The organism is Pseudomonas putida group bacterium ESBL64, from assembly GCF_045277175.1.
In the GTDB taxonomy this organism is placed as follows: Bacteria; Pseudomonadota; Gammaproteobacteria; order Pseudomonadales; family Pseudomonadaceae; genus Aquipseudomonas; species Aquipseudomonas alloputida.
In genome coordinates this window covers 1,320,269-1,334,442 of sequence record NZ_CP145799.1, presented here as the reverse complement: position 1 = coordinate 1,334,442, position 14,174 = coordinate 1,320,269, and the positions used below count along the sequence as shown (strand labels likewise).

The following is a 14,174-nucleotide window of genomic DNA, read 5'->3' as shown; positions in this document are numbered from 1 at the left end:
GGTCATGACTCAGAAAATAGCTGTCGTGACCGGCGGCAGTCGCGGCATTGGCAAGTCCATCGTGCTGGCCCTGGCCGGCGCGGGTTATCAGGTTGCCTTCAGTTATGTCCGTGACGAGGCGTCAGCCGCTGCCTTGCAGGCGCAGGTCGAAGGGCTCGGCCGGGACTGCCTGGCCGTGCAGTGTGATGTCAAGGATGCGCAGAGCATTCAGGCGTTTTTTGAACGGGTCGAGCAACGTTTCGAGCGTATCGACTTGTTGGTCAACAACGCCGGTATTACCCGTGACGGTTTGCTCGCCACGCAATCGTTGAGCGACATCACCGAGGTCATCCAGACCAACCTGGTCGGCACGTTGTTGTGCTGTCAGCAGGTGCTGCCCTGCATGATGCGCCAACGCAGCGGGTGCATCGTCAACCTCAGTTCGGTGGCCGCGCAAAAGCCCGGCAAGGGCCAGAGCAACTACGCCGCCGCCAAAGGCGGGGTAGAAGCATTGACACGCGCACTGGCGGTGGAGTTGGCGCCGCGCAACATCCGGGTCAACGCGGTGGCGCCCGGCATCGTCAGCACCGACATGAGCCAAGCCCTGGTCGGCGCCCATGAGCAGGAAATCCAGTCGCGGCTGTTGATCAAACGGTTCGCCCGGCCTGAAGAAATTGCCGACGCGGTGCTGTATCTGGCCGAGCGCGGCCTGTACGTCACGGGCGAAGTCTTGTCCGTCAACGGCGGATTGAAAATGCCATGAGCCAGGTACGCACGATTGTGATTACCGGCGCGGCCAATGGTATTGGCCGCGCCGTCGCGGAAAATTTTGCAGCCCAGGCCGAGCACCTTTTGATCTTGCTTGATCAGGATCTGGCAACCTTGCAGAGCTGGGTCACCGAGGGCGAATTTGCCGCTCGCATCGAAACCCATCAAGCGGACATCGCCGATCTCGCCAGCCTGCAACTTCTGTTCAAGGGCCTGGCCAACCGGGTCGGCTTTGTCGATGTGCTGGTCAACAGCGCCGGGGTCTGCGACGAGAACGAACCCGAAGACCTCGACAACTGGCACAAGGTCATTTCGATCAACCTCAACGGCACCTTTTACGTCACCTCGTTGTGCCTGCCACTGATGGCGGAGGGTGGGCGGATCGTCAACATGTCGTCGATCCTCGGCCGAGCGGGCAAGGTTCGCAACACCGCTTACTGCGCCTCCAAGCACGGCATCATCGGCATGACCAAAGCCTTGGCGCTGGACCTGGCGCCACGGCGAATCACCGTCAATGCCATCCTGCCCGCCTGGATCGACACACCGATGCTGCAAGGCGAATTGGCGGCTCAAGCGCGCATCGCCGGGATCAGCCACGAGCAAATCCTGCGCAATGCCAAGAAGAAGTTGCCGCTACGGCGCTTCATTCAGGGCGACGAAGTGGCGGCCATGGTTCGTTATCTGGCGAGCCCGCAGGCAAGTGGTGTCACGGCGCAAAGCCTGATGATCGACGGCGGTGCCGGGTTGGGAATGTAGCCATGGCTCGACTGGGATTGAACCGCGGCCTTTTGGCCGCGCTGGTCAGCCTCGGCTCGCCAGTGGCGATCGCCGAGTGGTTGCCGGAGCACCATGAAGCGGAGATCGGCGTTGCCACGGCCGTGCGTCTGCACGGTGACGACCGGGTCACGCAGAAGGCCGTGTACCTCAAGTTCAGCCTGGAGGATGCCTGGGACAGCGGCTACTACAAGGCCAAGGGCCGAGCCCGTTACGACTTCCGTTATGACGGCAACAACCCATACAGCGCGCAAGCCCGGGACGATTACCGGGCCACTGCCGATTGGCGGCACCTTTACTGGGGGCTCTACGTCGATGACGGCGAGCTGACGGTGGGCTGGCAGCAGGTGGTGTGGGGGCGTGCAGATGAATTACGGGTGCTCGATCAGATCAACCCGCTGGATTATCGCGAGGGTGTGATCGGTCTGTTGGAAGACAGCCGCATCGCCGTGCCGATGATTCGCCTGGTGCAGCCGGTCGCCGAGTGGGAGCTGGAAGCGCTGGTGATCACTGATTTCGTGAAGAACCAGGCGCCGGCCGTCGGCAGCGAGTTCGATGCACCGATCTTTGCCACACCCGATCCGCAGATGTTCGTGGTCGATTCGCGGCCCGGGTATGACGGTCACAGTGGCTTCGGTTACGGCGCCAGTGCCAACGGCCGGGTCGGCACGGTGGATGTCAGCTTCGTTGCCCTCAACGCCCGCCAACAGGACCCGGTTTACGCCGTTGAAGGCCAGACCGAAGAGGGCCTGATTCGCCTCGAGCGGCAATTCCCGCGCTATTCCATGGGCGGCGCCGGTGTGGCCATCGATGCCGGCCACAGCATCGTGGTACGCAGTGAAGTCGCCTACTTCGACAATTGGCGCATCACCAATCCTTACCGCGCTTACGGCAGCGACCAGACGGCGATGACCAAGTCGCTGCTGGGCGTCGATTACCTCTTGCGGGACTGGCTGATCTCGACGCAGTGGCAACATCAGCGGCTGCTCGACTGGCAGCCCGGCATGGTCCAGGACAAACGCGACGACCTGTTCACCGTGTCTGCCGAAGGCTCGCAGTTCCAGGATCGCCTTAAGACCCGTCTGGTATTCGGCATGTCGCCGCCAGCGCAGGACGACAGTTTCGTTCAGGGGATCTTCACCTACAAACCGGTGGACTGGCTCAAGTTGGGGCTCGAAGTCGACGTGTTCTTCGGCAAGCCCGACCGCCAGTTCGGTGCGTACGACAACCGCGACCAGGTGCGCTTGTCCGCCGGTTATCTGTTCTGACCACACCGGTGCGGTGTGCGAACCACTCAAACAATGAAAAGGAAATCGCCATGTTGCCCATCTTCAAGACCCTGACTGTAAGCGCACTGCTGCTGAGCGCCGCTGCCGCCATGGCAGCTGAAACACGCACGGCCGACGACATCATTCGCCAGGCCCGGGACCGCGACGACGGCAAGAGCTTCATGTCCCAGGTGTCCCTGATCCTGATCGACAAGCAAGGTAACAGCCGCATCCGCGAGTTCAGCTACCTGCAAAAGGATTACCCGGACAGCGACAAATTCACCATGTATTTCTCCGCGCCGAGTGATGTGCGTGACGTCGCCTTCCACATCGAAAACCCGCGCGAGGCCCTGGGCCTCGAAGACAGCCAATGGATGTATTTGCCGGTCAGCCGACAGACCCGAAGGATTTCCACCACCGACAAACGCGGGGCGTTCATGGGTAGCGACTACTCCTATGCCGACCTCGACAAGATTCGCGCCGAAGACTATCGCCAAACGCTGGTTGGCGAAGAGCAGTTGCAGGGCCGCGATTGCTACGTGATCGAGCGTGAGCCGGCGACGCCTGCCGTGCTGGCCAAGACCGGCTACAACAAGCTCAAGGTCTGGGTTGACAAGAAGAACTCACTGGTGCTGCGCCAGGACTTCTTCGATGTAAAAGGTGTGATGTTCAAGCAGATGCGCACCCTGAAGACTGAAACCATCGACCAGATCGACAGCATTACCTTCAGCGAAACCGAGGACTTCATCGCCGGTACGCGCTCTCAGCTGCGCTTCAACCAGTTGCAGTACAACGTCGCGCTGGACGACCGCCTGTTCACGCAGACCGCGATCAAGCGCGGGCTGAAAGCCGGCGACTTGCCGGAATACGCCGTGTCTGCCCGCTAAGCGCCGCTCTCGATTCATCTGGAACCCTCATTCATGGAAAGATACCTGAACTTCGTCGAGCGCTATGCGCGGGCAATTGTGTTCGTGTTGGTGGCGATCACCGCCTACTTCACCTACACCCTCGGCGCGCTGATGTCGGACACCAATCCGTATCTGCTCAAGGACACTCACCCGGCGCGCAAGACGATCATTGATCTGCAGCGCGAGTTCACCGGCACGTATGACTCGGTCATGGTGGCGCTGAACAACCCCGTGAGTGTCTTCAACACCACGTCGCTGAACGCCCAGTTCGAGCTGTCCCAGGCCATACGCCAGTTGATGCTGGCGAACGATGAGGACCGTGTCGAACTGCAGCGCATCGTCGGCCTGCACAGTGGCGACCCTGATGCCCAGGGTTTGCTGGTGCAGATCCTCGCCGAGGGTTTTTCGCAGAACGATTACGCTGCCGCCAAAGCGCTGCGCGACCATGGGATTGCCCGGCACTGGGACAGCCATGACCTGCAGTTTTTGAGCTTTCTTGCCGAGCGGCTCAACCCGATCCAGGAAATGGCCTCGATGGCTGACCTGGAAAACATCAGCTTGAGTGCCGATGGCGAGTTATGGATCCACAAGACCCTGCACGCCCTGGATATGGACCCGATCAAGGTCGAAGCGCAGATCATGGGCAACGAGCAGATGGTCGGTGGCGTCGTCTCGGCGGACAAGAAAGTCGCCATGGTCGTCGCCGAACTGGGCACCAAACAGGACGACGCTCAGGCCCAGTTGCGTGCTTATCACCAGGTCCGCGAGATCATCGCGAAGTACCAGGCCGCCCACCCGGAGTTCACCGATGAGGTGTTCATCGCCGGCATGCCGATCTTCATTGCGGCCCAGCAGGAAATCATCGATCACGACCTGGCGATGCTGTTCCCGATCGTGTTCCTGCTGGTGACCTCTCTGCTGGTTTTCTTCTTTCGCAAACCACTGGGCGTGGTGCTGCCGCTGTTCAATATCCTGTTCTGCACCATCTGGACCCTTGGCCTGATGGCGCTGCTGCGGGTGCCGATGGACTTGCTCACCAGTGTCTTGCCGGTGTTCCTGTTCACCATCTGTTGTGCCGACGCGATCCACGTCATGGCCGAGTATTACGAACAGCTCAATTCGGGTAAGTCTTTCCGCGAAGCCAACCGGGAAACCCAGCGCCTGATGGTCACGCCCGTAGTTTTGACAACGGTCACGACTATTGCGACGTTCCTGATTTCCACCACCAACAACATTGTCAGCATCCGCAACTTTGGCGTGTTCATGTCCATCGGCCTGACGGCGGCGCTGATCATCTCGTTGCTACTGATTCCGGCGTGGATTTCGATCTGGGGCAAAGATGCCGTCCCGCGCAAAGTGCAACTGAAAGCGTCGCTGATCTCCCACTATCTGGTGGTGTTCTGTGCCTGGCTGATTCGCTGGCGCAAGCCGGTATTGCTGGTGACCCTGCCGTTGTTGGCGATGATGACGGTGTTCACGTTCAAGGTGGATATCGAAGACTCGGGCATTGCCTACTTCAAGAAGGACAGCCCGGTGCGGATGTCCGACGAATTCATCAACCGGGCCGGAGTCGCCGGTACATCGCCGGGCTGGATCGCTTTCGACACCAAGACTCCGCGTGGCGCGCTGACCACTGAAACCGTGCAGTTCCTCGAACGTCTGGACCAGTTCATCAAGGCCCAGCCGAACGTGAGTTACACCTATTCGGTGGCGACCTACATCAAGCGCATGAACCTCGTGCTCAACGACATGAACCCTGCTTTCCTGCGGGTGCCGCAGGCGGTGGAGCAGGTGACGGTGGTCGATGATGACGGGAAACCGGAGACCTTCGATGTCGATGGCAACTCGCTCATCGAACAACACATCATGATGTTCGAGAACGGTGGCGGCACTGACTTGCAGAACGTGCTCAATGCCGATTACTCGAAGGCGGTGACGCTGTTCACCATGACCTCCTCTGTGGCGGGCGATTACCAGGCGATGCTCGATAAACTGGACGCCTGGCTGGCCATCAACAAACCGGCCAACCTGCAGGTCACCCATGCCGGTACGCCGTACATATGGACCGGGGTGTTGCAGGAAATCACCCAGGGTCAGGTGCTGAGCTTCTCGCTGGCGTTGCTGGCCGTGACCTTGATGATGATGTTCTGGCTCAAGTCAGTACGCCTGGGCATCCTCGGCATGCTGACGTTGCTGACCACGTCGGTGACGGTTTACGGCAGCATGTACCTGTTGGATATCGAGTTGAACATCGGTACCACACTGGTGACGTTCCTGGTGGTGGGCGTCGTGGATTACGCCGTTCACCTGCTGTCACGGATCAAGATGCTGGTGCAGAAGGGCATCGAGATCGACGAGGCCATCCTGGCGGCCATGCAGGGCGTCGGGCGCTCGACGGTGGTCAACGTCGTGATCTTCTCGATGGGCTTTGTCGCGCTGCTGTTCTCCGCCTACAAACCCGTCATTGACCTGGGTGTATTGGTGATACTGGCGCTGTCATCCAGCGGCTTCATGACCATTTTGTTGGTCACGCTGATTTCGCCGTGGTTCTTTGCCTCGATTGTGCCGCAGCCAGCCGTGCAAGAGGGCGAGCAGCCGGGGGGTGGGGCTGTGCCAGGCTAAATCGCCGGGGCGCCTGCGTGCTGAAAACGGCACGGGGCGCCATGGCCGGTCAGGGGCGGCGGAGCGGATTCAGCGGGCCTTTTCCAGGTGTTCGAACTGGCATTGCATCTGAGCATCTTTGAGGCTCAGCTCAAACTCAACCAAGCCGTCATGCACTTGCTGCAAGGCCTGGATCTGCCCCATCAATTCCTGCTTTTTGTTATCGATGGCCTGCATGGCCAGATCCCAGGGCAGCTCCTGGCCGCGATGATCCTGCAGAATGGCCTGCATTTCCTTGAGCTTGAAGCCGAGTTGCTGAGCGCATTTGATGAAGGTCAGCAGCTCTACGCTTTGCTGGCTGTAGATGCGGTACTTGCCTTCGCGTTGCGGGGGTGGCAACAGGCCGATTTCTTCGTAATGTCGAATGCTTTTGACGGTGGTGCCCGACAGCTGGGCAGCTTTGCCGATGTACATGAAAATCCCTTTTTATGACGCATCAGAAGCAAAAAGATGTCGCGTGCTCGTACAGGCGCGCGACATCTTTGCACAAGCGTCAGGGTGTGGGAAGCCAAGTTGGACAAGGTGTCACAGCAGGGAGGCCCGGCTGGGCGGCGCAGGGGCACGGCCCGACCGGGGCCGATCAGCGGCTGGCGACTGCCTGGACTTGTTTGAGCCAGGCTTCACGCTGTTCCGGCTTGGAGCCCAATACCGGACCGAAGGTCAGGGTTTTCAGGGGTTTTATGCCGCAGAACTCCAGGGTGGTCTTGCGCATCTGGTGCAGGCCCGGCATGCGATACACCCACCGGTAGTACCACGGCGGCGTGTCCATGGTCACCAAAAGGTGAGCCGTGCGGCCCTTGAGCAGCTTATCCGGGAAGGGCGAGCCCTTGCGGTACTTGAAGGCAAAACCGGGCAGAAACACGCGGTCGAAGAACCCCTTGAGCAACGCCGGAATGCCGCCCCACCAGATCGGGTACACCAATGTCAGGTGTTCGGCCCAGGTAATGTCGTTCTGTGCGTTGATCAAGTCGGGCTCAAGCAACTGGATCTGGTTATAGCCATCGTGCAAGACCGGATCGAAATCCAGGGTGTCCAGGCGCAGCAGGCGCACCTCATGGCCTGCTTGCGTGGCAGCCTCGACATAACGTTCGGACACAGCGCCGCAAAAGCTGTCGTTCGAAGGGTGGCCGAGGATTACGAGCATGCGTTTGCGCTTCATGACAAACTCCAGGTAATGAAGTGCCAAGGGTAAAGTCTGCCCCTTACGGTAGAGTCAAGCCTTGCCGGTTAGCGGTAGAGACAAACAGTCCAGCAGCGCTCGGCTGGAGCCCGGCAAACCGTCGAATGAGCGGGCGCAGAAACGCAATGTGCGTTGAGCCAGCACTCGCACTTGCAAGCGCCAACCGGCTTGAAGGGCTTGCGCCTCCAGATAGACGGCGAGGGCACTGTTGGCGTTGAGGGCGACATAAGCGTGGCTGAGGGTGTCGTTGAACGTCAGGGGGGGCGAGCCCTGTCAAGGCATGATCGACCGGCATCACCAACACTGACGGGTCGCGATCGCGCTGGGGGCGTACCGACCTACAGCCAAAGCGTCTATGAAGCCTTACCGGCGCGAGATGAGCCGGCCGCACAGGTTCCGTTGAGGGTGTGCGTTTAGAGGCCTCGTACCTCATACCGGTCGTGCAGACCTTTTTTTTTGGGGTTCTTCACGGATTGCCGGGAAAGTCATTCAAGGCCAGATTTGAGACCAGAATGGGATAGACCCCAGTTCGGTTTTTCGATGGAGCGGGATCGTGGACGAGATGAGTATTTGGCTTCTGGCAGGTTCAGGAGGTCACCATGGCTCTTTCGGAAACAGCGATGGGCTTACTCGAATCACCGGTCAGGACTACCCGCCCGCCGACTAATGAAGGGCTGACTCTGCACGTCACTGCCCAAGGCGCAAAACTCTGACATTTGCCAGGCGTTTGCACACAACCCTCTACGTTGTCACCGCTCGATCTTGCCGCGTGAACAGTGTTTTCAAAGTTATAGCCGGCACCTGTCAAAACTCGCAGTGTGAATCTTCCCAGCTAGGAAAGTCAGTACCGCTTGGAGAGTATACCCAGGCCACGTGCAGCCAGCAGTCTTGATCTCTGGCTCAACGGACCTGGATATAACCAAGAGGGATTTGCGTGTGAAGGATAAAGTCGAGGGCATCATTTTTGCTGCGGTAGATGGGCTGAGCCATGTACTGGCGCAACCGGTCGACTGTACTGCAGGGTCTGAAACTGCGCTGTTCGGCGCAGAAGGGCAATTGGACTCCATGTCGTTGGTGTCACTGATCGTTTCGGTAGAGGAAGCGGTCGAAGAGGCGTTTGGAGTGGCGATCGTGCTTGCCAGCGAGAAAGCGATGTCAGCCCGGCGCAGCCCGTTTGCCAGCGTGGCATCACTGACTGAACATGTCGTGACTCTGATTGGAGAGCACGCTCATGCATGAAGCTCCAGTGACCTTGATCACGGGTACACGCAAAGGCATCGGCAAGTTTTTGGTCGAGCATTATGTCGCCCGCGGCCATCAGGTAGTTGGCTGCAGTCGAAGTGACATCGACTGGGAACTGCCTGGCTACCGGCACTTCGTCGCTGACGTCATTGACGAGGCGACGGCCAAAACGATCTTTTCGCATATACGTCGGGACTATGGACGGCTAGATAACCTGATCAACAATGCCGGTATCGCCAGTATGAACCACACGATGCTGACACCGCTGGCAACCGTGGAACAGATTCTCGATACCAACGTGGTCGGCAGCTTTCTATTTGCGCGTGAAGCGGCCAAGCTGATGTCTACCCGCAAATATGGTCGCATCGTCAATTTCACCACGGTGGCCACGCCACTAAAGCTGGAGGGTGAAGCGATCTATGCCGCGTCAAAGGCCGCCGTGAAGTCACTGACCGAAGTGATGGCCCGGGAGTTGGCTGCTTTTGGTATCACCGTCAATGCTGTTGGCCCGACACCGATCGAGACTGATTTGATTCGATCAGTTCCGCAGGACAAGATGCAGCGTCTGCTGGCGCGCCAGGCCATTGCCCGTTTCGGTGAAATGGCTGATGTGGCCAATGTGGTCGACTTCTTTATCAGCGAGCACAGTGGGTTCGTCACGGGGCAGAACATTTACCTGGGTGGCGTATGAACGCACTCCAGACGCTGTTGAAGCGGTTTGCCGAGCATCCACATGCCCCAGCGGTAATCTATCATAACCGTCCAACCTGCTATGACCAGTTGCTTGAGAGCGTGCACCACGCCAAGTCAGTGTTGCTTGAGCGGGTTGAACCGGGGAGTACGGTATCCCTGGTGACAGATTTTTGTCCCGATGCGATCGCCGTTCTCATTGCGCTTTGGCTCAACCGTTGTACCGTCGCCCTGATCACGCCTCGTCCCAGCGCACAGCTGCAGGTCCTGCATGACATCTGCCAGGCGCAGTGGGTCGCTAACTTCGATGAGCGGGGGCAGTTGTGCGTGACGCCACATACCCGCAGCATCGAGCCGGCCTTGATCAGGCAACTGCGCGATCAAGATACCCCAGGTGTGATCATTTTTACCTCGGGCTCCTCAGGTACGCCCAAGGCCAGCGTACACAAGGCACTGGCGTTGCTTGAGCGGCATCAGCAGCGCAAGCGGCGGCTCACCAGTATTGCGTTCTTGTTGTTCGATCACATCGGTGGGCTTAATGCGCTTTTCTATACGCTGTTCAACGGTGGCTGCTTGGTTATCCCGGCGTCTCGCCAGCCTGCGCCGGTGGCAAAGGCCATCGAGCAGCATCGGGTACAGGCACTGACCACATCGCCAACCTTCCTCAACCTATTGTTGCTCAGTGGTGCTTTCGAAGATCACGATCTCGGTTCACTGGAAGTCATCAATTACAGTGCCGAGCCGATGCCTGAGCAGGTCTTGCACCGATTGCACAAGCTTCTGCCGCATGCGCGCCTGTCGCAAAGCTATGGGTTGACCGAGACCGGTGTGGTACCGGCGCGCTCTGAATCATCCCGTTCAGGTTGGATGAAACTGGGCGATGAGGCATGCCAAGTACGGGTCGTCGACGGGCTGCTGGAAATTCGCAACAACAGCACGATGCTGGGCTATCTGAATGCTCCAAGTCCCTTTACCGAAGATGGCTTCTACCGTACTGGCGACGCGGTGGTGCAGCGGGGCGACTGGATGAAAGTGCTGGGCCGTGCCACAGAGATGATCAACGTGGGCGGTGAGAAGGTGTTCCCCAGTGAAATTGAGAACGTGCTCAAGGGCTTGCCCAGGATCTTGGATGTGATGGTTAGCCATGAGCGGCATGCCATTGCAGGCAGCCTGATCACGGCGACCTTTTCGCTTCCTGAAGATGAGTCTCTTGCCGACTTCAAGGCCCGGCTCTACGCATTTTGCAAAGATCGACTCCCGGCTTTCCAACTACCCCGCAAAGTGATCCTCACCCAGGACAGCTTGCATACCGCGCGTTTCAAGAAGAATCGCAACCCACTCAAGGATATGAGATGAACGAACAAGCTTTCGCCAATGAGCTGGCCAAGCTGCTGGAGGTCACTGTCGATCAACTTCACGTCGACGCAGCGCTTGGACACTTCGATAACTGGGACTCACTGACGCAGATTTCCGTGTTGGCACTCGTGCGTGACCAGTATCAGCGCACGCTGAGCAATGATGTCTTCGACAAAATTGCCACGTACGGTGAGTTGCTGGCCTCCATCAATGAGGCTGGCAGTGAGGGTCAGCGAAAATGAAGGTGGGATTGGCGGGGGTGCGCATCGCAGCGTTGACCGCGGCTCTACCGGAGCAACGATTGGCGTTGACGGAGCTGGCGGGTGAGTTCGGCGCCCAGGAAGTCAAACGCATCATCCATAGCACGGGTATCGAAACAGTCAGGATTGCAGGCAGCCTGACTACCGGCGCGCTTTGCGAGGCGGCAGCACGGCACTTGCTGGCGTGCAGCGGCAAGGCTGCAGCTGATATCGATGCCGTCGTGGTCGTGACGCAAACACCGGATGACCTCATGCCAGGCGTGGCTGTGCAGTTGCAGCAGCGCTTGGGGTTGAGTGAGCACTGTGTGGCGTTCGATATCAACTATGGCTGTTCGGGCTACATCTATGGTCTCTATCAGGCAGCCATGCTGATTCGTGCTGGGGGGTGTCGACAGGTCTTGCTCTGTACCGGTGATGTCACCAGTACATTACTTGACCCGGCGGATCGGCAAGTCAGGATGGTGTTCGGTGATGCGGCAAGTGCGACCTTACTGGAGGCGGGTGAGGGCGGGATCGACCTGCTGATACGTTCCCAAGGGGGCAGGGAGCATCTTTATACGCCTTGGCGCTCTCCACCGCCAGAAGGGGGCAGTCGACAAGCTGGTTACCTGCACATGAACGGCACGGCAATCATGAACTTTGCATTGAACGGTGTCCCGCCGGCAATCGAGGAGCTCTTGCTTCACTGCGGCCTGACGTTGGAAGACGTGCCCATACTGGCGCTGCATCAGGCCAACGGCTTCATGCTCAATTATCTGCGCAAGTTGCTGGGCGTCGAACGCGCCAAAGTGCCGATCAATATGCGCGAGGTAGGTAACACCGGCCCGTCGTCGATCCCGCTGTTGCTCGCATCCTTACCAGCGGCTGACTGGCCGCAGCGCGAGCACGTAGTGTTATGTGGCTTTGGCGTCGGCTTGTCGCTGGGCGCCGCTCGGGTCGACCTCAGCAGTACACACTTCTACGAACCGGTCGAGGTGCCTCAGGTCGCTGCCTGAGTCGCATCTGACAGCGGTACTTCAAAGACCTTTTGCCCCCGGAGAGGGGGCTGGGAATCAGGGTAATGAATGGATTTCAACGGCGCGCAGACATCGATGGGCTGCGCGCGCTGGCAATTCTCTCGGTCATGGCATTTCACTTCAACGCGGCCTGGTTGCCGGGCGGTTTTGCTGGAGTGGATGTGTTTTTCGTCATATCTGCCTATCTGATCACCCGCATCATCACATCGGCGATCAACGACGGCACCTTCACATTCACAGGTTTCTATGCCCGCCGCGTCAAGCGGATTTTCCCGGCGGCTTTTCTGGTATTTCTGGTCAGCGTACTGGCTGCCAGCCAACTGAACAGCATGTTGCTGCCTGCAGCGAAGTTCGTGCTCTTGTCGCTGTTCAACCATTTCACGAGTGATTATTTCACTCAGGATACTCAGCAGAATTTCTTCTTGCACTATTGGTCGCTGTCGATTGAGGAGCAGTTCTACTTCATTTGGCCAGCTTTGCTGGTGGCTGGCAGCTGGGTGGCCGGCCGCTGGCTGGCGCCGGCTCAGCGCACGCGGGCGTTGATGGTCGGGTGCATGGTGATCGGCGTACTGTGTTTTGCCCTGGGTGAATACTGGGTGCGTGACGCTGGGCAGCAAGCGGGCGTGTACTTTTTCTCGATCCCACGCTTCGGTGAAATGGCGTTGGGCGCATTCATCGCCTTGGCGCCGACATCTAAGGTCCAGGCGCGTTCACGCCTTGAGGTTTTGTCCTTGCTCGGCGGGCTGTTGCTGGGTTGCAGTTTCCTGTGGTTGGCAGAGCAGCCATACCCCGGCTTGCACGCACTGGCTCCGTGCTTAGGTACGCTGCTGCTGATCCGATATGGGCGAACCACCGACGGCGAGCTTTCGACGATTGCCCGGGTCTTGGCCTGGCGCCCGCTGGTGGGCATCGGCCTGATCTCATACTCACTGTACCTGTGGCATTGGCCTGTGCTGGCAATCGCACGCTTTGTTGAGGGCGACAACGACTTGTCGATGGGCATGATGGCCTGCTTGCTGGTGCTGATCGTGGCGCTTTCAGTACTGACCTACTTGGGTGTAGAGCGCCCTTTGATTCGTTCCAGGCTTGGGTTCAAGGCCGCCTTCACGGGTTTTGCCGGGCTTTCCATGGGGTCTTTTGCACTGATCGTGGCTATGACCGGCCTGGAGGCATTGAACTTGCCCCCGATAATGGGTGAGCGGTATACCAACCTGACGGTCAATGGCCAGAACATCCATATGACCGAAGGCTGGGTAGCGCCCTGCTGGGAAGTGAATGACCTGGATCCCAGCAAGGCCGCCGTGGATGAGCGCTGCCACATCGGCGCGCATTCCTCCGAGCAGGTCTTGATGGTAGGTGACTCCCACGGTGCGGCATTGGGCGGTTTCATCGACACCCTCGCGAAAGCGGAAGGCTTTTCCGTTACGGCATATGAAGTGGGTGGCTGCCAAGTGGCCGAGTGGGGTATGGCCAAGCGCGTACCGGCTATCGTGTTGACGGATGAACGCCGCGCCAAATGTGCAGCGATGCTTGATTTCATTGAGCAGAATCATGCCCGCTACAAAGCCATTTTCGTGGTTAACGCTTTCAACCTATTTGCCGGTGCATACGATGTACTTAAAAAGGTCGATGGCGTACCGGTGGACTTGAATGAGGAGCGCCTGCATAGGTTTGCGGCGAAGACACCGTTGTACTTCTTCCACGATGCGCCAGTGCTCGACCGCTCGATGCAACATTCGCCTCTGCTCAGTCGTCTCGGTCTGCGCTTGGGCGCTGCTCCTGTGGAGCATGGCGCGCAAGGCAACCTCCAGGTAAAGGCGATGGTGGCTCGGATAGCGAACGCTCACTGGGTCGACTTGGCTGCGGCTTACCAAGTGCTTCAGGACAGCAGTTTCCTGCATGACGGTCTGCCTGCCTATGCCGACACCAATCACCTGAGTGGTCGTGGTGCGCTGGCGCTGGCTGGGGTCTTCCAGGCTCAGGGCGGGTGTCTGCTGTGTACCTCGGTTAAGGCTGGCAAGGACGGGATGGCGTTGTCAGGGGCGGCGCGCTGAACCTACGGCAGGGCAATG

At 58.9% G+C, this 14,174-nt stretch carries 13 protein-coding genes and 1 pseudogene; 11 read left to right on the top strand and 3 right to left on the bottom strand.

The genetic code is table 11. The features are described 5' to 3' along the window. Positions 1-4 precede the first annotated feature (4 nt). The 5 genes from V6093_RS05965 to V6093_RS05945 are packed head-to-tail and all read left to right on the top strand — an operon-like array spanning position 5 to position 6,319. Positions 5-742, top strand: a complete 738-nt coding sequence (locus tag V6093_RS05965) for a 3-oxoacyl-ACP reductase family protein (RefSeq protein WP_047602939.1) — start codon at positions 5-7, stop codon at positions 740-742. Beyond that, positions 739-1,503 carry an SDR family NAD(P)-dependent oxidoreductase gene (locus V6093_RS05960; RefSeq protein ID WP_047602938.1) on the top strand — a complete coding sequence of 255 codons (765 nt, stop codon included), beginning with the start codon at positions 739-741 and terminating at the stop codon, positions 1,501-1,503. The genes V6093_RS05965 and V6093_RS05960 overlap by 4 nt, the downstream gene beginning before the upstream one ends. A 2-nt stretch (positions 1,504-1,505) precedes the next feature. Then, positions 1,506-2,789, top strand: a complete 1,284-nt coding sequence (locus V6093_RS05955; RefSeq protein ID WP_143999998.1) for a DUF1302 family protein — start codon at positions 1,506-1,508, stop codon at positions 2,787-2,789. A 50-nt stretch (positions 2,790-2,839) separates the two neighbouring features. Next, positions 2,840-3,676, top strand: a complete 837-nt coding sequence (locus V6093_RS05950) for an outer membrane lipoprotein-sorting protein (RefSeq protein WP_003253956.1) — start codon at positions 2,840-2,842, stop codon at positions 3,674-3,676. A 33-nt stretch (positions 3,677-3,709) separates the two neighbouring features. Then, positions 3,710-6,319, top strand: a complete 2,610-nt coding sequence (locus V6093_RS05945; protein ID WP_143999999.1) for an RND family transporter — start codon at positions 3,710-3,712, stop codon at positions 6,317-6,319. Between the two features lie 69 nt (positions 6,320-6,388). On the opposite strand, the gene V6093_RS05940 is transcribed toward V6093_RS05945, so the two are convergent. The 3 genes and pseudogenes from V6093_RS05940 to V6093_RS05930 form a co-directional block, all read right to left on the bottom strand. After that, on the bottom strand, positions 6,389-6,772 hold the full coding sequence (locus V6093_RS05940) for a MerR family transcriptional regulator (RefSeq protein WP_003253954.1): 384 nt from the start codon (positions 6,770-6,772) through the stop codon (positions 6,389-6,391). Between the two features lie 166 nt (positions 6,773-6,938). Beyond that, the gene (locus V6093_RS05935) at positions 6,939-7,517 is read right to left on the bottom strand and encodes an NAD(P)H-dependent oxidoreductase (RefSeq protein WP_003253953.1); all 579 of its coding nucleotides are present in this window, start codon (positions 7,515-7,517) and stop codon (positions 6,939-6,941) included. A 54-nt stretch (positions 7,518-7,571) separates the two neighbouring features. Then, positions 7,572-7,869: pseudogene (locus tag V6093_RS05930) on the bottom strand (LysR family transcriptional regulator); the annotation flags it as partial. A gap of 605 nt (positions 7,870-8,474) precedes the next feature. Between V6093_RS05930 and V6093_RS05925 the strand changes: the two are divergent. The 6 genes from V6093_RS05925 to V6093_RS05900 all read left to right on the top strand — a co-directional run bounded on the left by V6093_RS05925 (position 8,475) and on the right by V6093_RS05900 (position 14,156). Then, positions 8,475-8,777, top strand: coding sequence for an acyl carrier protein (locus V6093_RS05925; protein ID WP_108078388.1), 303 nt, complete (start codon positions 8,475-8,477; stop codon positions 8,775-8,777). Continuing rightward, positions 8,770-9,471, top strand: coding sequence for an SDR family NAD(P)-dependent oxidoreductase (locus tag V6093_RS05920; RefSeq protein ID WP_047602933.1), 702 nt, complete (start codon positions 8,770-8,772; stop codon positions 9,469-9,471). The genes V6093_RS05925 and V6093_RS05920 overlap by 8 nt, the downstream gene beginning before the upstream one ends. Beyond that, positions 9,468-10,826 (top strand): class I adenylate-forming enzyme family protein, encoded by a 1,359-nt coding sequence (locus tag V6093_RS05915; RefSeq protein ID WP_047602932.1) that lies wholly within the window; start codon positions 9,468-9,470, stop codon positions 10,824-10,826. The genes V6093_RS05920 and V6093_RS05915 overlap by 4 nt, the downstream gene beginning before the upstream one ends. Then, positions 10,823-11,068 carry an acyl carrier protein gene (locus V6093_RS05910; RefSeq protein ID WP_047602931.1) on the top strand — a complete coding sequence of 82 codons (246 nt, stop codon included), beginning with the start codon at positions 10,823-10,825 and terminating at the stop codon, positions 11,066-11,068. Before V6093_RS05915 ends, V6093_RS05910 begins: the two co-directional genes overlap by 4 nt. After that, complete coding sequence (locus V6093_RS05905) at positions 11,065-12,081, top strand: ketoacyl-ACP synthase III (RefSeq protein WP_047602930.1); 1,017 nt, start codon at positions 11,065-11,067, stop codon at positions 12,079-12,081. The genes V6093_RS05910 and V6093_RS05905 overlap by 4 nt, the downstream gene beginning before the upstream one ends. Positions 12,082-12,146: 65 nt before the next feature. Continuing rightward, positions 12,147-14,156: an acyltransferase family protein gene (locus tag V6093_RS05900; RefSeq protein WP_108078389.1), complete on the top strand. Its 2,010-nt coding sequence runs from the start codon at positions 12,147-12,149 to the stop codon at positions 14,154-14,156. Positions 14,157-14,174: the final 18 nt, after the last annotated feature.